The sequence below is a fragment of the Moorena sp. SIO4G3 genome (assembly GCF_010692305.1).
In the GTDB taxonomy this organism is placed as follows: Bacteria; Cyanobacteriota; Cyanobacteriia; order Cyanobacteriales; family Coleofasciculaceae; genus Moorena; species Moorena producens_A.
Genome location: NZ_JAAHIG010000123.1, coordinates 1 through 22,099 on the forward strand (window position 1 = coordinate 1; position 22,099 = coordinate 22,099).

At 43.5% G+C, this 22,099-nt stretch carries 19 protein-coding genes and 1 pseudogene; 9 read left to right on the plus strand and 11 right to left on the minus strand.

Annotation, left to right across the window (positions count from 1 at the left end; genetic code table 11):
• On the plus strand, positions 1-587 hold a 587-nt coding region (locus tag F6J99_RS21195; protein WP_293115036.1), incomplete at its 5' end, for a class I SAM-dependent methyltransferase.
• A 58-nt stretch (positions 588-645) separates the two neighbouring features.
• Here the strand turns inward: F6J99_RS21195 and F6J99_RS21200 are convergent.
• The 5 genes from F6J99_RS21200 to F6J99_RS21220 all read right to left on the minus strand — a co-directional run bounded on the left by F6J99_RS21200 (position 646) and on the right by F6J99_RS21220 (position 5,561).
• A complete protein-coding gene (locus F6J99_RS21200) occupies positions 646-1,218 on the minus strand; it encodes a hypothetical protein (RefSeq protein WP_293115038.1) in 573 nt (190 codons plus the stop codon).
• Positions 1,219-1,683: 465 nt separating this feature from the next.
• The gene (gene hypA / locus F6J99_RS21205) at positions 1,684-2,064 is read right to left on the minus strand and encodes a hydrogenase maturation nickel metallochaperone HypA (RefSeq protein WP_293115040.1); all 381 of its coding nucleotides are present in this window, start codon (positions 2,062-2,064) and stop codon (positions 1,684-1,686) included.
• 15 nt (positions 2,065-2,079) lie between these two features.
• Positions 2,080-2,823 carry an agmatinase family protein gene (locus tag F6J99_RS21210; protein WP_365973826.1) on the minus strand — a complete coding sequence of 248 codons (744 nt, stop codon included), beginning with the start codon at positions 2,821-2,823 and terminating at the stop codon, positions 2,080-2,082.
• Positions 2,824-3,650: 827 nt separating this feature from the next.
• The gene (locus F6J99_RS21215; RefSeq protein WP_293115042.1) at positions 3,651-4,628 is read right to left on the minus strand and encodes a D-glycerate dehydrogenase; all 978 of its coding nucleotides are present in this window, start codon (positions 4,626-4,628) and stop codon (positions 3,651-3,653) included.
• A gap of 120 nt (positions 4,629-4,748) precedes the next feature.
• The gene (locus tag F6J99_RS21220) at positions 4,749-5,561 is read right to left on the minus strand and encodes a Uma2 family endonuclease (protein WP_293115044.1); all 813 of its coding nucleotides are present in this window, start codon (positions 5,559-5,561) and stop codon (positions 4,749-4,751) included.
• Positions 5,562-6,167: 606 nt separating this feature from the next.
• On the opposite strand from F6J99_RS21220, the pseudogene F6J99_RS21225 reads away from it, so the two are divergent.
• From F6J99_RS21225 to F6J99_RS21235, 3 genes and pseudogenes are all read left to right on the plus strand, one after another.
• A pseudogene (locus tag F6J99_RS21225) lies at positions 6,168-6,926 on the plus strand (ABC transporter substrate-binding protein).
• 354 nt (positions 6,927-7,280) lie between these two features.
• Positions 7,281-8,099: an ABC transporter permease gene (locus F6J99_RS21230; protein ID WP_293115046.1), complete on the plus strand. Its 819-nt coding sequence runs from the start codon at positions 7,281-7,283 to the stop codon at positions 8,097-8,099.
• A 317-nt stretch (positions 8,100-8,416) separates the two neighbouring features.
• A complete protein-coding gene (locus tag F6J99_RS21235; protein ID WP_293115048.1) occupies positions 8,417-9,211 on the plus strand; it encodes an ABC transporter ATP-binding protein in 795 nt (264 codons plus the stop codon).
• A gap of 319 nt (positions 9,212-9,530) precedes the next feature.
• On the opposite strand, the gene F6J99_RS21240 is transcribed toward F6J99_RS21235, so the two are convergent.
• A complete protein-coding gene (locus F6J99_RS21240; RefSeq protein ID WP_365973820.1) occupies positions 9,531-10,748 on the minus strand; it encodes an aminotransferase class V-fold PLP-dependent enzyme in 1,218 nt (405 codons plus the stop codon).
• 538 nt (positions 10,749-11,286) lie between these two features.
• Here F6J99_RS21240 and F6J99_RS21245 point away from each other — a divergent pair.
• Positions 11,287-11,649: a response regulator gene (locus F6J99_RS21245; RefSeq protein WP_070391006.1), complete on the plus strand. Its 363-nt coding sequence runs from the start codon at positions 11,287-11,289 to the stop codon at positions 11,647-11,649.
• A 438-nt stretch (positions 11,650-12,087) separates the two neighbouring features.
• Positions 12,088-15,048 carry a methyl-accepting chemotaxis protein gene (locus tag F6J99_RS21250; protein WP_293115050.1) on the plus strand — a complete coding sequence of 987 codons (2,961 nt, stop codon included), beginning with the start codon at positions 12,088-12,090 and terminating at the stop codon, positions 15,046-15,048.
• Between the two features lie 58 nt (positions 15,049-15,106).
• On the opposite strand, the gene trxA is transcribed toward F6J99_RS21250, so the two are convergent.
• Positions 15,107-15,430: a thioredoxin gene (gene trxA, locus F6J99_RS21255; protein ID WP_293115052.1), complete on the minus strand. Its 324-nt coding sequence runs from the start codon at positions 15,428-15,430 to the stop codon at positions 15,107-15,109.
• A gap of 404 nt (positions 15,431-15,834) precedes the next feature.
• Here trxA and F6J99_RS21260 point away from each other — a divergent pair, with 404 nt between their 5' ends.
• Positions 15,835-16,176: a hypothetical protein gene (locus tag F6J99_RS21260; protein ID WP_293115054.1), complete on the plus strand. Its 342-nt coding sequence runs from the start codon at positions 15,835-15,837 to the stop codon at positions 16,174-16,176.
• A gap of 281 nt (positions 16,177-16,457) precedes the next feature.
• On the opposite strand, the gene F6J99_RS21265 is transcribed toward F6J99_RS21260, so the two are convergent.
• From F6J99_RS21265 to F6J99_RS21275, 3 genes are all read right to left on the minus strand, one after another.
• Positions 16,458-17,621, minus strand: a complete 1,164-nt coding sequence (locus tag F6J99_RS21265) for a GuaB3 family IMP dehydrogenase-related protein (protein ID WP_070391009.1) — start codon at positions 17,619-17,621, stop codon at positions 16,458-16,460.
• 168 nt (positions 17,622-17,789) lie between these two features.
• Positions 17,790-19,892: an SPFH domain-containing protein gene (locus tag F6J99_RS21270; RefSeq protein WP_293115056.1), complete on the minus strand. Its 2,103-nt coding sequence runs from the start codon at positions 19,890-19,892 to the stop codon at positions 17,790-17,792.
• 115 nt (positions 19,893-20,007) lie between these two features.
• Positions 20,008-20,709: an OB-fold-containig protein gene (locus F6J99_RS21275; RefSeq protein ID WP_293115058.1), complete on the minus strand. Its 702-nt coding sequence runs from the start codon at positions 20,707-20,709 to the stop codon at positions 20,008-20,010.
• 343 nt (positions 20,710-21,052) lie between these two features.
• Here F6J99_RS21275 and F6J99_RS21280 point away from each other — a divergent pair, with 343 nt between their 5' ends.
• Positions 21,053-21,322: a hypothetical protein gene (locus F6J99_RS21280; protein ID WP_293115060.1), complete on the plus strand. Its 270-nt coding sequence runs from the start codon at positions 21,053-21,055 to the stop codon at positions 21,320-21,322.
• A gap of 105 nt (positions 21,323-21,427) precedes the next feature.
• Here F6J99_RS21280 and F6J99_RS21285 read toward each other — a convergent pair whose 3' ends face one another.
• Positions 21,428-21,607, minus strand: a complete 180-nt coding sequence (locus tag F6J99_RS21285; RefSeq protein WP_293115062.1) for a hypothetical protein — start codon at positions 21,605-21,607, stop codon at positions 21,428-21,430.
• A 51-nt stretch (positions 21,608-21,658) separates the two neighbouring features.
• Here F6J99_RS21285 and F6J99_RS21290 point away from each other — a divergent pair, with 51 nt between their 5' ends.
• Positions 21,659-21,997 carry a helix-turn-helix domain-containing protein gene (locus tag F6J99_RS21290; protein WP_293115064.1) on the plus strand — a complete coding sequence of 113 codons (339 nt, stop codon included), beginning with the start codon at positions 21,659-21,661 and terminating at the stop codon, positions 21,995-21,997.
• Positions 21,998-22,099 lie beyond the last annotated feature (102 nt).

Below are 22,099 nucleotides of genomic sequence, written 5' to 3' on the forward strand. Positions count from 1 at the left end.
TGCTACTAGCTCAACGGGGAGTGCGAGTTATTGCCATCGAACCCAATACTCAGATGAGAGAAGCTGCTAGCACCGATCCATTGGTTGAATTCCGGGATGGAACTGCTCAACAGACCAACTTACCTGATGCATCTATTGACTTAGTCGCTTGCTTTCAATCCTTCCATTGGTTTGACCCAGAGCCAACTTTGCTAGAATTCCGCCGTATCCTGAAGCCTACTGGAAAATTAGCTGTGGTCTGGAATGACCGCAACCGTCAAGATGATTTTACCCAAGGCTATAGTCATCTAGTGCAAATCGCCTCTAATCATCATCCCGCCGAATCCCGTATGTGTTCGGTAGACCCCTTGCTCGCTAGTCCATTGTTTCCTAAGGTCTATTCCTACACCTTTTCTTATCAACAAGCGCTAGACCAAGATGGTCTGATTGGTCGTGCTATGAGTGTCTCCTATATCCCACGGGAAGGATTAGCGCACCAGAAACTTATCTCTGATTTGCAGGAATTGTACAACAGTTGGTGTGATCACAAAGGTTTAGTTTACTTGACGTATAGTACCAAGGTTTACGTAGCTCAACCTGAGTGCTAAGTCGTGATCAATAATTATTATTATAGCATTTATAATGCTGTACTACTACTTAGTTAGTCTAGTTTAGTTCGTCCAATTTCAAATCATCAATATACAGCAGGAAGAAGCCTATAAAGATTGTCATTAGTGATCGCCAAAAAGGTTGAATAGGTATGTCCCAAAGTAACCCCCATATCCCACACCAGGAAATTATGATGGCGATCATAGTATACATAGTTGATAAGTTCGGATATTTGGTTTTGAAGTGGTAGAAGAGCTTTTCCCTCGAATTCATTTCCTCGAAATCTTTTTCTATAAGAGTTTTTTTCATAACTACCAGCTCTTGCAATGATAGGTCATCTATCCAGATCATGAGCAGACCAAGCATTAACAAAGCAAAGTGACGCATAACCACTTTTAGAGCAAAATCAGGGGCAGGTTCATCGAGCAAATTGGTTCCTTGTGCCCATGAATCCGAGATGAGGATAACACCACTCCAGATGGCTATGATACAAGTTGTTACATATAGAGCTTGGATGTTAGGGTATTTAGTCTTGAGGGTATCGAAGAACCTCTCTCGCAGACTAGGGCTACTATAGGGTTTTGGTTGGATGTCTGAAATAGCTGATTGGATGTTTTTTTTAGGATCCATATTAAGTCTCCTTAAATTAGAACTGAAGGAAACTGATTTATTTTAATACACCTGTGGATTCACACAATAGGGTAATCGCTTACCCAAAACTCCAGCCATGAGATTCTTAGCATTGCTTAATAATGGTATAATTTTGTCACCATATATACCCAAATATTTAAAAAAAACTTTAAAAATCTCCCAATTTTAACCGAATTAACTGGGGATTTACCATAATAAAATTATCTAAATTAATAATTCAATGTATTGATGAAGCACCTAAAAAAAAATCCTTGATTATCTACCCACAATACAAGTTATTTACCTCAAAGTCTGGATTTTTATCTACTTTTTAAAAAGTTAGTAACAAATACCAAAAAGCGATCGCTTACAGCTCCTAGCGATCGCTTTTTGATTACCCTTCTAATCATTATTGGGGTAATTCATAAATCAATCTAATGGAGCAGGTTAATTTCCAGAGCTGGCTCAAAGGTTTGCTGCATTGGGTTCAACAGCAGAGCCACAGTATTCAAGGCGGTCAATCTTTAATTCTCGCCCAGAGCGGATGTCTTCCATCGGCGAGTTACATTCTGGGCAAGCGTATTGACTATCAATGTTAGGCCGATAGTCTTGTTGACACTGATGGCAAAACGCAATCAAGGGGGTTTCCTGAATCACCAGTTTGGCACCAGACAAAAAGGTGTTGGAAATTTGAGCTTTAAAGGCGAATTCCAAACTCACGGGTTCGACACCAGTGAACTGGCCTACTGTGAGATGGACGCAGGAAATTTTGGGTCGCTCTGGCTGTGCTTGCCACCAATTGCGCAAGGTCACAATTAGTGCCTTAGTCATGTCAGTCTCATGCATTGTTGAAATCCACCTTCAAGTCCACTCTACTAGTTCCGGCTGCGCTTCTGGATGAATGTAGGAGGGTTTTTCCTGGCGCGGCAGTTGACCGGATAGCACTAGGTGCGCCATTGTGTCACAGATGACGCGAGTTGCCATCAGGGCAGTGATGTCGCTGATGTCATAGGGCGGCGAGACTTCCACTACTTCCAAACCGCAAACTGGAGCTTTCTGAACAATCTTGCCCAGTAGATACAGAGCTTCCCGGGGGAGGAGTCCGCCCGGTTCGGGCCAGCCTGTACCAGGAACAAAACCGGCATCGATACAGTCAATATCGAAGCTGATATAAATGCAGTCGGTACCGTCTAGTGCCCGTTCCAGGGCAAACTCTACCGCTGCGTCCAATCCCATTTCAGTGATATCGGTTACTGTCAGGATATTACTTGCCCGCTCCCGGCAAACTTTGACTCCCTGGCGAGGTACTTGCCAACCGCCAATGCCCAATTGCACTAAGTTCTTGGCTGGAGCATTCCTCATATTAGTTGCATGAAACCAAGGGCAGGTGTGCATCCGCTCATCCAGGTCGGTTTCCTGGGTATCTACATGGCGATCAAAGTGGATAATGCCAACTTTCTTGTCCCCTAAGTGCCGACAAATACCCCGAACCGTAGGAAATCCGATGGAATGATCCCCTCCCAAAATGATGGGAAACGCTCCAGAGCTGAAGATGTGAGCAATGCCTCTAGAAATCTGTTGACACTCCCCGGCCTGAAGGCGCAGGGATTCTTAGTTCTACGACACGCCTTGTCTTGATGCAGTCGCTCATGGGGGAAACCCCCAAGACCGCGCTGCATCGCTAAAATTAGTTATCCTGAAAGGCAATACTTAAGCCCAATATCCGTTTAAAAACCAAATATCGAGCTTAATTTAACTAACCCCAGTGGGCTTATCTCCCTAAGCGTTGGAATTTACCGTTTCCGTGTGCCCCACGGTACGTTAATATTGTGCAATCGTATTTTACTGGTATTCGGCATCCGTGGCAGATCCATGCGTTTTAGAGGTTTTTCGCGCCTCGTGTACTAGCATCGCTTTACGTCGTTGGGGAATAGGACAGTACCGACGAATCCTGCCTGTGCTAGGCTACACACTTAATTAAATTATAACACATCATTTTTGAAAAAGTCGCCCGCTTATGGGCACCTCAAGTAGCGTGGCAAAAGGCCAGGCTTGAAACCCATATTTGTGGTCAGAAGAATTTTCAGTCATTTGCACTCCCGAGAAGTTTTCAAAACATCCTAATCAGCGACTTATAGCCTACATTCCCCAGGTTGGAGATGAAAGCTATGGTATTTTTTAAACTTCTCACCGATAGGTTCTCAAATGATAAACCTACAGATTTCTTTTAGTTGAGTTCGATATCAGGGAGTTGGCTAAAAGCTAGGGCATGTCTGCTTGGGTCTAAAAACCCTTGGTTTAGGGGTGCAGGGCAGGCAAGGGAGCCAGGGGAAATAAGGCAAGCAATGATAAATTACAACGGTCTTACCCCCTACTTTTCTTAATCGAGTAGTGTGCAGACAGACCCTAGAAATCAAGGAAACTGAATTAGTTTAATACACTTGTGGATTCACACAATAGGGTAATGGCTTACCCAAAAGTCCAGCAATAAGATTATTCACCGCCATCGTAGCCATTTGCGATCGCGTTTGATAAGTTGCACTGCCAATGTGAGGGGTGATGATCAGATTATCCAAGCTCAACAAGGGACTATCCATGGGAATGGGCTCTGGTTTAGTTACGTCGAGAGCAGCCGCAGCGATTTGACCATTGCTTAGAGCTTGGTACAATGCTTCTGGATCTACGATTGCTCCTCGTGCGGTGTTGATCAAGATAGCCGAGGATTTCATCAGCTCAAACTGGGGAGTACTAAATAGATGGTAGGTTTCTTCAGACAGAGCAGTGTGAATGGTAATAAAGTCTGATTCCCTTAGCAGCAGGTCGAATTCAGCATACTTTACACCCAAGGATTGTTCTAATTCTGAGTCCCGTCGATGCCGACTGTAATAAAGAATTTCCATATCAAATCCTCGCCCACGACGAGCAACAGCTTGACCAATGCGTCCAAAGCCAACAATTCCTAAAGTAGCACCGCTGATGTTTGGTCCTAGTAATAAGGTAGGTTCCCAAGTCTGCCAATGACCAGCACGTACAAATTTATCTGCTTCAATCACTCGCCGTGCTGTTGCCATGAGTAACGTCCAGGCTAAGTCAGCTGTAGCCTCAGTCAGCACACCAGGAGTATGACCAATGGGGATACCCCGGATGGTGGCAGCAGGGATATCAATGTTATCGTAACCTACTGCTAATTGGCTGATTACCTTCAGGGATGGTGCAGCTTCGAGGATTTGCTTGTCAATGGAATCTGTGAGTAGGCACAGTAAGCCATCGATTTCTTTAACTTTGTTGAGCAAGACCTCGTAGGGAGGCGGTTGACGCTCTGGCCAGATTTCCACATTGGCCATTTCGTGGAGTTGTTCGAGTCTGGTATCAGGAAGGCGGCGAGTTATGAAGACTTTGGGTTGAGACATGGGGTGGGTCAGTTGTTGTGGCTATAAAAACTTTCGTCTGCATCTCAAGGACTAGATTATAGAGTAGATTATCAAGGGGATTTTCAAGGGGAATTTGGTATGACTAGTTGCTTGTTCCACCTAACGATTCATAAAATCTTCAGGATTAATCCCCAGCTGTTTTAGTTGAGCTTTCAAAGCATCAAGGTTCTGTTCAGCTTCCGCAGCCCGTTGCTCAGCTTGAATAGCCCGTTGACGTTCTTGAGATGCTTCCAGTTCAGCTTGAATAGCCCGTTGACGTTCTTGAGCTGCTTCCAGCTCAGCCTGTTCAGTTCTTTCCTCTGGGGAGGGATACCGTTTCCCGTTAAGGTCATACCAATAAAGCCATTCCCGACTCCAATCCTGATAAGTTCCTAATTCTGTACCAATTCCTAACCCAATTTCTGGCATCCACACTGGATTCCCGCTTTGACGCACATACACCCCATCTACCAAGCGATGAACCTCAAAGGGCTCCCCTTTGCGTGGATAATAACTGTCGCCATCATAAATTAAATAATATAGGAATCCTAATTCGGCATAGTCTAATTTTTTCTGGTCGTACTCGCCATTGTAGGTTTGAGAGACATTTTCGATGGCTAAAATTGGCACGGTGTTGTTTTCTTCCCAAAGCACATAACTTAAACGTCCTTGACGACCCTTGGGACGAATTTTGCGCCGGTCTACTCCTAAACTTAAGAAAGCGTCAGGAACTATCGCACTCTGGTTAGGGTGGTAATAGTAGCCCATATCAATTCCAAAAAACCAGTCATAGCGCTGTTGCCAGATTAAGGATAATATCCCTTTGAGCAAGTGGGGGATTAAATCTTGCAGTTCGTTATCCACAGGGGTGTTATCAGAAGAGGGTAACTCCTCGGAAGTAGGAAGATATTGTAACGGGTCATACTTTAGCATAGTGATTCCCCTTAGTTAGACCTGGCTGATTGCATTTTACCCAAACTAGAAACTAGAAGAACTAGAATTCCTCACACCAGACCTATGATCTTATAGAGTTAGGATGCCAGTTAAGGAGCAAGGGAAGCGTTACAAAAATATCCCACAAATTCCTATAAATTCTGATCTTTCCACTCTATATAATGATTGATTGGATTCCTTCTCACTCAATGTGGGACGCAGAAGTATTTAACTTTAGATCAGGGAACTTCCGAGCAAATAGTTTTAGATTAATTTGGTATCTTTAACTACACTTTTTAGCATCTTTATCACTCAAGGTGGGATGCAGAAGTGTTGAACTTTGGATCAGGGAACTTCCGAGCAAATAGTTTTAGATTAATTTGGTATTTTTAACTACAGTTTTTAGTATCTTTATCCTAATTCTTGCTCTGTTCACAACAAGGATAGACAGACATCAGCTAAAAAAGACTTGGACAATTTTCTGTCCAGAAAAAACGGTTACTTGAACCCAGTGTCCGATTAATCTGTAAACCATTAGTTGGAGGTGCAGCATTCATTCCCACCTAACTCTAGGAGTGTAGGTGTGTTATACTGCCGCAATTTTTAATGAAAATTCCCAAATTACTATCCCTATGTGCTGTATTTCTACTTAGTTTAGTCCTAGCTATTAGCTGCAACCAGTCACCAAACACCAAACCCTCAGATAACTCCCAAGCCGTTAAAGATTCTACTCCCATTGTTATGGGATACAGCAGTTGGCCTGGTTGGTGGCCGTGGTACATTGCCGAAAAAGAAGGTTTATTTGAAGCCAATGGCCTTAATGTACAACTAAAATGGTTTGATGGCTACCTGGAATCCATGGAAGCTTTAGCAGCAGGAAAACTAGATGCTAATTGCCAAACCCTTAATGATACGATATCTTTTGCTGCTGATGCTATTAATGGTGAAGTAGCGGTTCTGGTCAATGATAACTCTGCTGGCAATGACAAAATTATTGTCACAGCATAAATTAATTCCCTGAAAGACTTGAAAGGAAAAAAGGTAGCAATAGAAGAGGGAGTTGTAGATGATTTCTTGCTTAGCTTAGCCCTAGAAGAAAAGGGAATGTCCAGAAAAGATGTGGAAATTGTACCCTTAGAAACTGGGGCAGCAGCAGCAGCATTTGCAGCAGGTAAAGTAGATGCCGTGGGTGCATTTCCTCCCTTTTGGCTCACTGCCCTAAAACGAAAGGGAAGTAAAGAATTAATTAGTTCAAAAGCATTTTCTGGGGCAATCCCTGACTTACTTGTCGTTACTCAAAAGCTTATTGATGAACGTCCTGACCAAGTTCAATCTCTAGTAAAAACTTGGTTTGATATCCTATAGTTTATCAAAACTAATCCCAAGAAAGCCGATGAACTGCTGGCGGAACGCGCTAATGTTAGTGTTGAAGAATTCCAACAGTTTAAAGAAGGAACTCGAATATTTACCCTGGAAGAAAACTTAGAGGCATTTAGCCCTGGGGATACCATGAAGCATATGCCGTTTGCCGCTAAAAAAATGTCTCAGTTTATGCTGGATGTGGGATTTATTCAAAAAGTTCCTGATTTAGATAAGATACTTGATGACCAGTTTGTCAAAGCCTATGCCGCAGGTCGTTCTTAGTCATTAATAAGCTATCGAATTAAACCGGTGCGTTACACGTCTTTAACGCACCTTATACATTTATTAAACTCTTTAATGAATAGTTTCCAGACAAATAGAACTCTAAAGCCCACCGTTTTTTGGCGCATTGCTGAGGATATTCCCAAATCCTTAAACTGGATATTAATTATCCTATCAGTTACTATTCCATTTGTTGTTTGGTGGCTCATCTCAAGTTTTGCTGGCCTTGATTCCGTCTTCCTCCCGTCACCGATTGACGTGGGTAAAGCCGTTATCCGTTTGTGGCAACAAGGCTTTCTTATTCAAGATACTATTGCTAGCATACTCAGAGTTTTTGCTGGCTTTCTGTTAGCAGCACTTATTTCCATTCCCTTGGGGATTTCCATGGGAGCATTTGCCAGTATCCGAGGGTTAACAGAACCAATAATTGGTATTGTTCGCTATATGCCAGCTCCGGCATTTATCCCTCTATTCATTATCTATCTAGGTATTGATGAAGCACCGAAAATCGCACTGATTTTCATTGGAACTGTCTTTTTCAATACCTTAATGATTATGGATGCCGTAAAGTTTGTTCCCAAGGATTTAATTGAAAGCACCTACACCTTAGGAGGACTAAGAACACAAGTCCTATTCGAGGTTATTACTCCCTATGTGATTCCAAATATTATTGATGCCTTCCGAGTTAATATGGCAGCGTCTTGGAATTTAGTGATTGTAGCAGAATTGTTGGCCGCAAAAGTAGGACTAGGTAAACGAATTTTGCTAGCCCAAAAGTTTCTCAAAACTGATGAAATATTTGCCTGCTTGATTATTCTAGGATTAATCGGATTTGCCATTGATTTATCCTTCCGATTGCTGCTCAGACTGACCTGTAAATGGGCGATTGATTAGATTTTTTTGAACGGTTGTTCGCGTAGCGTGGCCGAAAGGCCAAGGTTGAAGGTTGAAGGTTGAAGGTTGAAGGTTTAAGGTAAGCTGTCAGCTAATGGGCTACTTCCCAGCGTCGTTCGCACAGCGTGGCCAAACGCGCCCCGCGTGGCCTTTTGGCCAAGGCCAAAGCCTGTGCCACGCGAACAGGATAGGCTTACGTAATCACAGGCAAAAGGTAAAAAGCTTGCAGTCAAATAGAGAATTACAGTACCTAATACCGAATACTAAATACCCAATAGTCAATACCGAATTACCAATATCAGTAATAATAAAAAACCATGCACTTAGAAATTTCCCACCTTTACAAACAATTTCCCACGAAACAAGGTACTATTGTTGCCCTAAAGGATATTAATATGCATGTTGAGACGGGAGAATTGGTCTGTGCTGTGGGTGCATCTGGTTCGGGTAAGTCTACCCTGTTGCGTCTGATAGCTGGTTTAGATATGCCTACAGCTGGAGAAATTACGGTTGATGGTTTGACGGTGACTGGACCTAGTTCAGAGCGAGGGATGGTTTTCCAACGATATACCCTATACCCTTGGATGAATGTGATCCATAATGTCGAGTTTGGCTTAAAGCTGCAAGGTGTCCCAAAGCAAAAACGCCGAGAACAGGCTGCTTATTATTTAGATGTGGTAGGGCTGTCTGGATTTGCTAAGTCCTATCCGAAAGAATTATCTGGGGGCATGAAACAACGGGTTGCGATCGCAAGAGCTCTAGCCTGTCATCCTAAAATCCTGCTGATGGATGAACCCTTTGGTGCACTTGATGTACAAACTAAGGAAACCATGCAACAGTTTCTACTCCAGGTTTGGCAGCGGACGGGTTGCACTATATTAATGATTACCCATGATGTAGAAGAAGCAGTGTTTTTGTCTCAAAGGATTTATGTGCTGACAGCACGACCTGGTACAATTCAACGGGAATTGCGGATTGAGTTAGAGGGTGAGCGCACTTATAAAATTAAGCGTAATCCCGAATTCCATCGCTACACTGAGGAAATTATGGATTTGCTCCGGGATAGGCCAGACAAAGTAAGTCGGGATGTAAGCTCAGTGCTGAGTCTTTAGTGCTTAGTGGGTCAGTGAGTCAGTGGTGAGCAGATCCAAATAGCTTGAAAGAGATTTTTCTCGAAGGAAGCCAGGGGAATTAATATTAATTAATTTCTTGGTGTTAACAGTTAACATTAAACCATCAACCGTTAACCCTCAACCCTCAAGAAAAAAAAACATGAACTCATACAAAACAAACCTAACTGCAAATGCGATCGCAAACACTAGCCCTTCATTATAGAAAGTATGAAATGTGTGTGAATCGTAGGCCATGACTATCTAATGGGGTGCATCTTTACTTAAACTTTGACTTAAGCTTTGACTTAAGCTTTTCTGATTAATTTTCAGAACTCAACCCATCAATGGCCTCAATCAATTTATCAATTTCATCCGGCTGGGTGAAGTAGTGAACACAGGCACGCACACAGTCTGGGTCCCGGAGATTTCGTAGCAAAAAGCCTTGCTGCTCCAGAAACTCTACTAACCTGTTATGGCGCTTGCCATTAGTCAACACAAAGGACAGCAGACCAGCTTTGGGAGGTGAAGTAGCCAAACAGCTGACTGCTTCCAACTTGGATAAGCCTTGCCATAGGTATTCACTCAATTGACAAATTTGGTGATAACGTTCCTCAGCAGTTCCCCATTGCTGATGAATTGCGATCGCACTACGTAATCCTCCATACAGGGGATAAGCCGAGGTAGCCACTTCAAATCTTTTTCCATCTGGTTCCCAATCCACAGGTTTCCCAGCTTTATCCAGAATAATTCCTCGCCAACCAATAAATGTCGGATTGAGGCTGCCCAAGGCATCTGGACTCACATAGAGACCTCCAACTCCTGCTGGGCCACACCACCACTTGTGACCGGTAAAGGCATAGAAATCTGCCTCCAGTTCGGTTAGATTTAAGGGCAAAGAACCTACTGACTGAGCTGCATCCACTAGAACCCTCACCAATTGGCTACTCTGATCGTAGTTGTGACAGACTTGAGTAATATCCTTGAGTGGCAATACTTGACCGGTATTCCACAGTAAATGACTTAATACCACTAATCGCGTCTGAGGTCGTAAGTATTGCTCAATAGTTTTAGTAGGGTCTCCCTGATTTAGAGTTGCCATAATTGGACAAGTAGATACCTCTACCTGATACCGACGGGAAATTTCCTGGGCAGTAGCGATAATGCCTTGGTGTTCACAATCACTCATCAGGATGTGATCACCCGGTTGCCAATCAATCCCCCACATCGCAATATTGCAGCCAACGGTAACATTTTCGGTTAGGGTGATGGTGTCTGGTGATGTCCCCAACTCTGATGCGATCGCAGTTCTAGTTTTGTGGGATTCCTCGGTAACCCAGTCATTGACTTTACCAGAGAATGGGCCATAGCGCTGCACATACTCATAGCCTTGTTGGATAACATTTAGAGATGCCAGAGGCAGAGTCCCTTGACCCCCAAAATTGAAATAGGCTTTGTAGGCTAATGCCGGAAATTGCTGTCGGTGGATTTCCCGTGGAGTTGCTGTAGGAGATATACCAGTCATCAGAATTTTAGTCATTCCCGTGGTATTATATCTTATCAGCCCCGTGGACAAGCTAAAATTTTTTGGATATATTGAACTAAGACATATGTCTTAATTTAAAGAGCGCAAATTCAGTGCATTTCTACAGCGCTGCTTGAGCTTGTCAAGTGCATATGTATAAATTTTAAGCAATTCCTCAGTTGACTGTCGGTAACACTAATCCGTTGGTCTTGGGGTTATTTTATTATTTATGCGCCACTCAAGAGACTCTGCTACTTTGGATTAAGTCCATAGCAGGAAGCTAGAACTGGTCTAATTAGCTGTATTAATTATTATTAAACTTTTAGTTTGATTTATTTATTAATTTTTATGAAAATTTATTAATTTTTATGAAAATTTTAGTTTTTACTAGGTCAATGAAAATCAAACTTGACTAAACTTGAAAAGTTTATTGAATTGAACGATTTTTGTTGAGTTGACCCTATTGGACAGTCAACAGTCAATAGTAAACCAATAGTCAACAGTCAACAAGTTCATGATTAGATTATAGTGTTAAACACCAATTAATTGAACTATGAGTAAAGTTTTGATTGTTGAAGATAACCTGGCTCAGTTAGAGTTAATGGCTAGATACCTACGGGACAGTGGTAACACAGTTATTTGTATTGCCGATGCTAAAGATGCTTTGGATAAGGCAGTAACGGAAAAACCTGATGTTATAGTTCTAGATATAGTTATGCCAGGCATGAGTGGCTTCGAGTTGTGCCGCAGCCTGAAGAACCATCGCGATACCACTAGCATTCCCATTGTTATTTGTTCTTCTAAAAATCAGGACATCGACCGTCTATGGGGTATGAAACAAGGCGCTGATGCCTATCTCACCAAACCTTTTTCTAAACAGCAGCTAGTAGACATTGTTAAGTTGGCTGTGGTTTGAGTCATCAGTTGAGTCACCTCAGTTGAGTCCTAGGATTCATAATAGTAATTATACCCTAATCTTTTAAATCTTTTATCTCTTAAAAGATTTAAAAGTAATAGATCAAAATATAGTTCATTTCAAGCCATTTATTTCGGTTATTATTGCTTGCTATTATTTATTAGTTTTTTTTTAGAGAAAGATTACCGATAACACAGTACTGTTATAAAAAGGCTAGCATTGATAAAATTATAGCATTTTTAAAAGAGGTAAAGTACAAAAGTTTTAGAGTTTAGGAAACAGGTAAATTCGGATTAGGGAACAGAGTTAAACTAAGTAAGTGCCTGTATCTGACTAATATAATCTCGGCTATATAATTATTTTTTTAGTCTATTTAAATAAAAATAATATTAATAATAATATATATCTTATTCTAGCTAGTTCGATAGTTACTCAATAATGACAGGTATACAATTGCGCCCCGTAATCAAGCCAACGACTACCCTCAGAATTTCTTCCTCTCAACAAACCAAAAAATCACACCTACAATGGTTTTATAACTTACCAGTTAGGAGTAAGCAAATTCTTAGTTTGTTTTCCTCCGAAGTAATTTCTGTTGCTGCACTGATGGGTATAGGAGCATTATTAATTATAATCGGAGGAAGAGCTCAATTACGTGGACAAGCGAAGTCAGAGTTGGCTGTTACAGAAATCAACTACAACATTAAAATCAACCAAATGGGGTTTGGTTTCCGTGGTCAATCGGAAAATACTGCTATTATTGAAGCTGCTCTTGCCCATAGTAGAAATCAGTTATTGTCCAAATCATTAGAGAGGCAAGTTAAGCAGATTCTCCACAATGAAATTAAGGCTCGCCAGATTGAATATGCCACTCTGGTGGACAAAGATTTACAAATTATTGTTAATGCTAATGCTGACCGGACAGGAGAAAGGTTTGATCCCAATAACCTGGTTAGTAAAGTCCTCAAGCAGCGTAAGCAAATTAGAGCTAATCAAATTGTAAGCTGGCAAGAATTGAGAAAAGAATCACCCCCTTTACCTGAGGGGTTGGCGAACCAAGAAACTGTAAAGCAAGGTGCCCTAATTCGTTACACGGTCACACCAGTCAAAGACCCAAAAACAGACGAGGTGATTGGTGCTTTGGTTTCTGGGGATATTGTTAATGGCAAGGAACCCATTGTCAAGGAAACCCTGAAAACCTTTAACGGAGGCTACAGTGCTATTTATTTGCGTCAACCTTCGGGAGAATTTGCCTTAGTAACAGCCTTAGACCAAGGTCAAGCTGCCAATTGGGACCAAGCTCAATCTGATCTTCCCTTACCTAACCAATCCCTACTTGAGAAAGCCGTTAATGTTGGTAAAGTAGGCGAGTTAGTTACCGACCGTCAGAAGGTAGGAGAGCAAACCTATACCATGGCAGCAAAAGCTCTAATGGATTCTCAGGGAGAACCGGTAGCAGTATTAGTCCGGGGGACTAGCGAATCTGACCTGAATGCTTTTCTTACAGGTAGCCTACTCCTACAAGGGTCGATTGGGTTTTTGGCATTAGCAACAGATGTATTCTTGGCAATGCTGCTGGGGCGGTCAATTGCTGAACCGATTAAAAGGCTACACCAGACTACCCATAAATTTGCCGCAGGCGATCGCCAAACCCGTGCTGAGGTAATAGCTACTGATGAAGTTGGTCAACTGGCAGATACCTTCAATAAACTTGCTGACAACATCGTATCTAAAGAAGAAGCTCTCGCTCAACAGGCTTTTCTCCAGCAAGCCATTGCGGAGCGCTCCCAGTTATTTGCTGAGTTTACCAGCCTTCTTTATAAATCTGTGACATCAGAAAATATCCTCAGTACCTCAGTAGATGGAGTTCGCAGCATCTTGCAAACCGACCGGGTGGTGATCTATAGCTTCAATGAAGGGTGGGATAGTGGAACAATCATGGCGGAATCCGTAGCACCAGGTTGGATTCAAGCCATGGGGAAAATTATTAATGACCCATTGCGGGAGGGGTCTGTGGATCGGTTCAGAAGTGGGCGAGTCTGGGTTTGCCATAACGTCTATGAAGCTAGCTTAACGGGCTGCCACTGTGAGATTCTCGAACGGCTACAGGTCAAAGCCAACATAGTTGCGCCTATTTTGCATGAGGAGGAACTGATAGGTTTATTATGTGGTCACCAGTGTTCTGAGCCACGGGACTGGCAGCCAGAAGAGGCGGATTTATTAAAGCAATTGGCCATTCAGATTGGCTTTGCCCTCAAGCAAGCTCATCTGTTTGAACAGTTACAACAAGCACGAGTAGACGCGGACTTAGCGCTCAAGAAAGCAGCATCAACGTCTGATCAAATCGAACAAGCACGCCGGGCGGCGGAGTTAAATGCTATTGAACAACGTCAGCAAAAAGAAGCACTCCAGCACCAAGTATTGGAACTCTTGTATAATGTCGAAAATGCTGCCAAGGGAGACCTCACCGTCCGAGCAGAAGTGGGTGATGGGGAAATTGGTACAGTCGCGGACTTCTTTAATGCCCTGATTGAAAGTTTGCGGCAAATTGTGATCCAGGTCAAACTTGCCTCGACCCAAGTGAATAGTGCTGTTGCTGCTGATCAACAGGCAGTTGGTAAATTTGCCCACCAAGCCATGGAACAGTCAGATAAGATTAGCAACACTCTAAGCTCTATTGAGCAGATGATGTACTCGATTGAAGCCGTATCTAAAAATGCCCGCCAAGCAGCAGACGTTTCTCACATCGCTTCAAACGCTGCCCTTACTAGTGGGCAAGCTATGGATAGCACAGTTGAGACTATTGTAAATTTACGAGAGACTGTCGTCAACACAGCAAACAAAGTAAAGCTGCTAGGGGAATCCTCCAAGGAGATTGCTAAAGTAGTCGGGTTGGTACAGGAAATAGCTGTACAGACTAATTTACTGTCAGTCAATGCTGGGATTGAAGCGAGCCGTGCGGGAGAAGAGGGCGAAGGGTTTCGAGTGGTTGCGGAACAAGTGGGTAGACTAGCAACTCAGTCAGCCAATGCCATCAAAGACATTCAACAGGTGATTGACACCATTCAGCAGGAAACCCAAGAGGTGGTCAAAGCCATGGAAGACGGAAAAAAACAAGTGGTTGATGGAACCCAAATGGTTCTCAAGGCTAAACAGAGCCTAGAAGAAATTGTTGCCGTCTCCCATGAGATTGACCAGTTAGTGCAATCTATTTCTAACGCCACAGTTTCCCAAGCCAAAACATCTCGGGACGTTACTGACTTAATACAGGAAATTGCTGCTACCTCCCGACAAACCTCTGATTCTTCTGGCGAAGTCTCTCAATCCCTACGAACCACTGTCGAAGTTGCCCAGAAGTTGCAGATGTCCGTTGGTCAATTTAAGATTGGTGACGAATAGCTGAGGAGGTGAGAAGCAATCTTTTACATTTCCCCTTTTGCCTACAAGCCTTTTGCCATTAGAGGTGCTTTTCAAGAGTATTCGCTAAGGTAGTTTTCGGGACTGCACCCACCACCATATCTACTCGTTGACCACCCTTGAAAATCATCAACGTTGGTATACTGCGAATACCATATTCACCTGCCACCTTAGGATTTTCGTCGGTGTTCAGCTTAACGACTTTGACCTTATCCCCGTACTGGTCTGCTATCTCCTCCACAACCGGAGCCACCATCCGACAGGGACCGCACCAAGGTGCCCAAAAATCTACCAACACTGGGATATCGCTCTCAAGTACCTCTTCCTGAAAGCTCGAGTCTGTAACTGGGGCGGCTTTTGACATGCCTGGAAATCCTTGCGAATACTTTTGCTACGTACCTACGAAATTTTACCATAGTCACAACACCGATTAAATATCTTGGGCAAAAGTTGACACTCCTATAGGGCGGAACAGGTGAGGCGGTTACAAGTTACAGGTTACAGGTTACAGGTTACAGGTTACAGGTTGAAGGTTACAGGTTGAAGGTTACAGGTTACAGGTTACAGGTTGAAGGTTACAAGTTGAAGGTTACAGGTTGAAGGTTACAGGTTGAAGGTTACAGGTTGAAGGTTACAGGTTGAAGGTTACAGGTTGAAGGTTACAGGTTGAAGGTTACAGGTTGAAGGTTACAGGTTACAGGTTACAGGTTACAGGTTATCTTCTCAACCTACCCTACACCGAACGCCAAAGGCGAACAACCTTGGCCTTTGGCCACGCGATCGCGTTCAACCAAACAACCTTGGCCTTTGGCCACGCGATCGCGTTCAACCAAACAACCTTGGCCTTTGGCCACGCGATCGCGTTCAACCAAACAACCTTGGCCTTTGGCCACGCGATCGCGTTCAACCTTGGCCTTTGGCCACGCGATCGCGTTCAACCTTCAACCAAACAACCTTCAACCAAATAACCTTCAACCAAACAACCAAACAACCTTCAACCTTGGCCTTTGGCCACGCGTGCGCGTTCAACCTTCAACTTTAAACCTTCAAAATGATCCAAATAAGGAACCGCCCGAACTCTGTCCGGGCGGAGTGTGGTGTGAGGAGTGAACGGAAACATTTGTCTCCGCTTTTTCCATTGTATGTCACCGTTTATTTTTTTTCAGCAATTTCCAAGCCAGTCGAAAAATTTTTACGATTGGCTGGGTAAGCGATAAGTATATATACTCAGCGCTTCAACTATTGATAACAGTTGTTCGTGAACTTTAGAAACCTGTAGAAAAGCTGTTCAAGTTCTCATTTACCATAATATTTGGTAATTGTCAATGCTAAAGTTTCAATTTTCAATTGATGAACAACCAAGAATGATAAGTATTCAACTGGACACTATATTATTTCCCCATACCCAACTGCTGAGCTTTCTGGTACACTTTACCTTCTGTTAGCAGAGAAGGAGCAATCACTACTTCCACTTGTTGCATTTCCTTGAGGTTTTTTGCTCCGAGGGTTCCCATACTGGTTTTCAATGCTCCCAAAAGGTTGTGGGTACCATCATCCATTTGGGCTGGTCCAGTCAGAATTTGCTCAAGTGTGCCAGTGCTGCCGACTTTAATTCGTGTCCCACGGGGTAGCACGCTGGAAGGGGTTGCCATCCCCCAATGAAATCCTTGTCCGGGAGCTTCTTTGGCACGGGCAAAAGGAGAACCAATCATCACTCCATCAGCACCACAAGCAATACACTTACAGATGTCACCTCCTGTAATTAAACCGCCATCAGCAATCACTTGGACATAGTTACCGGTTTCCTGATAGTAGTCGTCACGGGCAGCAGCGCAATCTGCAACTGCTGTTGCCTGAGGTACACCGACACCCAAGACACCCCGAGAGGTACAAGCAGCACCAGGACCAATACCTACCAAAACAGCAGTTGCCCCAACTTTCATCAAATTGAGGGCAACGTCGTAGGTCACGCAATTCCCCAAAATTACTGGCATGGGCATATCCTGACAAAACTGTGCTAAATCCAGGGGATTGATGGACTCTGGTGACAGGTGAGCTGTAGAAACAACTGTTGCTTGAACAAACATTAAATCAGCACCAGCCTCTGCTACTACCTGACTATATTTACTGGCTCCAGCAGGGGTCAGACTCACAGCTGCAATACCACCTTGGTCTTTGATTTCCCGAATTCGCTGGGTAATCAATTCTGGCTTAATCGGTGAACTATAAAGTTCCTGCATCAGGGGAACAAACTCAGAATTTCCCACCGAGACGATGCGGTCTAGTATGGGTGATGGGTCAGGATAACGGGTTTGAATACCTTCTAAGTTGAGAACCCCCATTGCCCCAATTTGGGACAACTTGACTGCCATGGACACATCAATCACCCCATCCATAGCGCTGGCGATAATGGGAATTTCCCGTTCAATACCACCAATACGCCAGCGAGTATCAGCCAAACTGGGGTCGAGTGTCCGCTGTCCGGGAACAAGTGCAATTTCATCTATGCCGTAGGCTCTGCGAGCTATCTTACCTCGCCCAATTTGAATATCCACGCTGTTTTTCTTCCGAGATTATTTTAGCTAGGTTATCAAATTGGAGCGAAGATTGATCGAACTATACAAAGAAACTATGAATTGTGAAGCATGAAGTATGAATTATGAATTCTTAATACTTCAGGTGCGACCCGTGGCGAATTTAATTCTTAATGGTAAGAGCGCACCTTAGCCTTTCCCTGATTTGGGTTTCTTGATGCTTGGGTGGCTAAGGTGGTTTTTTTCGGTAAGGTTTGAGGTTGGTGCTGCCCGTGATGGGATGATATCGGTGGTCGGGGTTTTCTTATCCTTTGGTTTGATTGTGTTACTGGTGATTGTGCTACTGTTGTTACTCATCATCTGGCGGATTTGACTAATTAACTCCCCTAGCTTGCCTTCCTCTAACAAACCATTAATCATTGATAAGCCAGTGGTAGACAGTAGCAGTTTGTTGATGTCACCTACACTGCTAGCTCCGTTACCATTATTGCCATTGACACCGGGGAAGGAGTAAATCCGAGTATCTCCCAAAATTCCTGGCTGGGGAGCCAAGGCTTTGGCAATTTCTGGTAGTTGAGGGGCTAACTCTGGCCATATGGTAGTGATGATTTTAGCATTGAGCTGAGCATCGCTGATGGAATTTTCGGCTTCGATCAGGGATCGTTTACCTTCTGCCTCTGCCAAGGCTTTATCCCGATTTGCCTCTGCTAGGGTACGGATCGACTCAGCTTCTAGTTCTGCTGCTTGTCTGGCTGCTTCAGCTTGACGAGAGCGGCGGAATACATCGATTTCAATCACGTTTTGCTCACCAATCCGCCTTTGTTCGGCTTCTTGTTCAGCAGCAATGATAGAAAGGCGTTGTTGCCGTTCGGCTTCTTCTACTTCCGTAGCGGTGGCTACAGCGGCTTCAGCTTGAGCTCGTTCGGCTTCTGAATTGAAGCGATCGCGTTCTTTTTCGGTAATTGCGATCGCAGCGTCTTGTTGAGCAATTTTTGACTCTCGTTCTGCTTCTGCCAATTCTACCTGAGAATTAAGCAAGGCAGCATCGACGGTTTTCTGACGAGTAACTTCTGCTACTTCTGCTTCCTGTTTTTGCAGGATTTGTGCCACCTTGAGGGTTTTATTCCGTTCTTCTAATTCAATATCTGCCTGAATTTTCTTAGCTTGGACTGCCAGCTGTTGTTGAATCTTTTCCTCTTCTAAGGTTTTCTGACGATTAATTTCTGCCAATTCCGCTTCTTGTTTTTGCAGGGTTTGGGCTACCTTGAGGGCTTTATTCCGTTCTTCTAGGGTAATATCGGCTTCAATTTGGCTTTGCTGCAAGGCTAGTAGCTTGCGAATTTCTTCCTCTTCTACAGACTTATTCTGTAAAATTTTAGTCCGCTGAATTGTGGCTGCTTCTGTGGCTTTAGCTTCTTCGATTTCCCGCTCACGCTGGGCTTTTAGGGCTTCAACCTCAAGCTTTTGCCCCAGTTTCGCTTCTTCTTGTTCTTGGGCAATGCGTAGGGATTGCTTTTCAGCGTTTAGTTCTTTCTCTTCAATGGCAACTTTGGTATTTAGCTCAACTTCAGTTTTTTGCTGAATTGATTGTTGAATGGTTTCCGTGCGCAGACGTACTCCTTGGGCATCAAAGAAGTTATTCGTATCGTAGGTATCACTCTCTTCTATCTCAGAAATGGCGATATTATTGAGGGTTAAACCGACTTTTCTTAAGTCTTGCTGAATCAAATTCAACACTTCATCAGCAAATCCTAATTTATCGGAATCAATTTCTGCCAAATTCTTTTTCTTGGCTGCTGCTCTAATCGCATCATCCGCCCGTTTTTCGATAGCTTCTTTAATATCTTCGGGGGAAATTTTACCTTCACGAGACAGTCGTTGGGCAGCAGTAATCACATCGTCTTCATTGGCATTGATACAGACATAAAAGGTTACCCGCATATTAGCCCGCAGGTAGTCTTGGGTCCGAACTGCTAGGTTACCTGTCCGCTCAACATCAATAGAAATTTCTCTGAGTGGGATACGGGTAAGTTCATGAAATCCTGGCAAAACCACACACCCGCCACTGAGAATAACCGTTTTCTTTTTGACAAAAACACCACCTGTCCGCAAAAATGCTTCGTTGTTGGGAGTGATGACATAAACTCTGGTGTAAGCCCAGATGCTTAATAGCAATAATACAATCAGACCTCCAATCACACCTGGGAAAAATAGAATTCCAGGAGGAAGCTGGCCGATAGATGACTGTACCGGAACAGTTTGCACTGTTGTATTCATCGATGAGTTTGACATGGCTAAATAGATTTAAGATAAATGGAGCTATATATACTAATCAGGGAAGATCAGAAAATTTTTGATAATCTTGAGCAAATGATATACATCACAGCAGGTTGTGCGCCCTTGCTGACTAATAAGCATTGTCTAACCAGGCTTGCTGATCAGTACTATCTTTAACCACTACGAGATAGTTATGATGGTGTCGGTCAATCACTAATACTTTGTTCCCCCGTTTAGGAGTAACTGTTGCCCAAGTTGGTAAGGTGGCATTAACTGTAACTAAATTACGAGCTGGATCTAGAACATCGACTTGACCGATTTTGCCTTGGTTTTCCTTGGGAAGGGTGGCAGAGGAAACTGTACCGTGACAGCCAATAAAGCGATCGCTACTGGTATCTTCTCCAAAGGAAGCGAAAATTTTTCCTATCGGTCGAGAGATGAATCCTCCGGTAACTAGGGTCAGGAATAATGACATTACTGATACCACCCCTGCCAAAAACCCAGTGGGAATACTGCCAGTAACACCACCAATCATGACATTGAACATCCAGCCGAAAAGTCCCAAAAGACTACAGTCTGTTGCCAGGAGCAAAATTAGGGGGGCTTTGCCGATACCTAGCCATCCTAGAATCTCAATACCACCTTCACCATCGGCATCAGTATCTGTATCAGTACCGAAATCTGCATCTACATCCAGATCCACATCCAGATCTACATCTGCATCTATATCCATGTCATCGTCTCCGCCACCGGAAACAATGACTAACAGAAACAGTAGAACTCCCATACCCAAAAAGATCCAGTAGGGGAGGTTGGCTAGGTTAAATAGCATGGGTGTATGCGATCGCGTGTTTTGTTTGAATGAATTGTTGCTCTATATCTCCAGCCTAACGACTGGTTTCTTGGAAATCGGGAAAATGTAAGTATTTTTAATGTTCTTGAAAGATTAACCATTTTGCCGATATTCCGCACTTCACAGTCTCACAATCAGAATTAACTGAGAAAGGAATAGAAGGCTATCGCCGATCCGAGAATGTGTAGCAAATACGCAGCAGTGCAACAACACTGGTTTGTGGTGGAAAGTTAGAAGCGCAAGGAGTCTGACCTCAAGCAACTGCAGAAGAAACTTAGCCATTGCAACACCCCACTGCCAAACCAAAATACAGAAATTGAGCGTGCAAGAGTTTACCTGTGAGGCAGATGCATGGGCTGCAGAGGATCAATTTGAACAGCGCTTACCCTGGCATCGACTGGATACCTGCACTGTGGTGTCGAAAACCGACTATCAGAAACGGAGCAAGCCCAAAGCTCGAACCCAACTGAACGACATCACCTATCACGTTCAAGACCACGGCAGTCGCTCATGGCGGAAAACCCCAAGACCGCTTAGGTGCGACCCGTGGCGAATTAAATTCACCACGGGTCGCACCTCTGCATCGCTTTAGAAATTTTATCTAGAAAATCTTGCCTTTTTTATCAATAGGGGGAGTTTGAGGCGGAAAGAATACCCCATCCTTCTTAAGGTGGGGATGAATTTCCCTCTCAAATATTTAAGGTAATCGACCAGTCTTGCCTAGGGATTCTAGGTACTCAGACAAATTCAATCCTGCTTTGTTTGCCATTTCTTTTAACCCTTCCCATGCCGCATCTGTTGTCCTAACTGTATGAGCTTTCTTCGCTTCTCCATGTATTGGTGGTCTCCCAGTTCTTTTTCCCATATTCATTGACATTTGTATTTCCAGAAGCTATAATCAGTATAGCATAGGAAAAAGGTCGAGCAGATGCAGTTAGGATACGTCTACAAGTTAAAGCCAAGCCGACAACAAAAAGTCATCATGAACAAGTGGCTTGACATGCTGCGAGCGCAGTACAATTACTTACTAAGAGACAGGAAGGATTCTTACGACCAAGCAAAAGCTCCAAAGCTAGGTAGTTATTGTGATTTAAGGAGTGGTGGAGAGGCGTGTCCGTTGACCTGTTCTGTAAGCAAGAATTACTCTGTGGGCTACCCCTGGAAAAATAGCCAGAAGAATCCAAGGAGAAGTGCCTACGAAGCACAAAGTTCAAATTTGCCAATTCTCAAGAAGCAGAGACCCTGGTATAGTGCGGCTCGTTCCTAGGAAGAGACTCCTGAAACAGGAGAGGTAAAACTAGGGGAATTCGCGGGAAATATCCCGAAATCCTAACTATCTGTGGGATGGTGGTGAAAACCCACCCCTTTA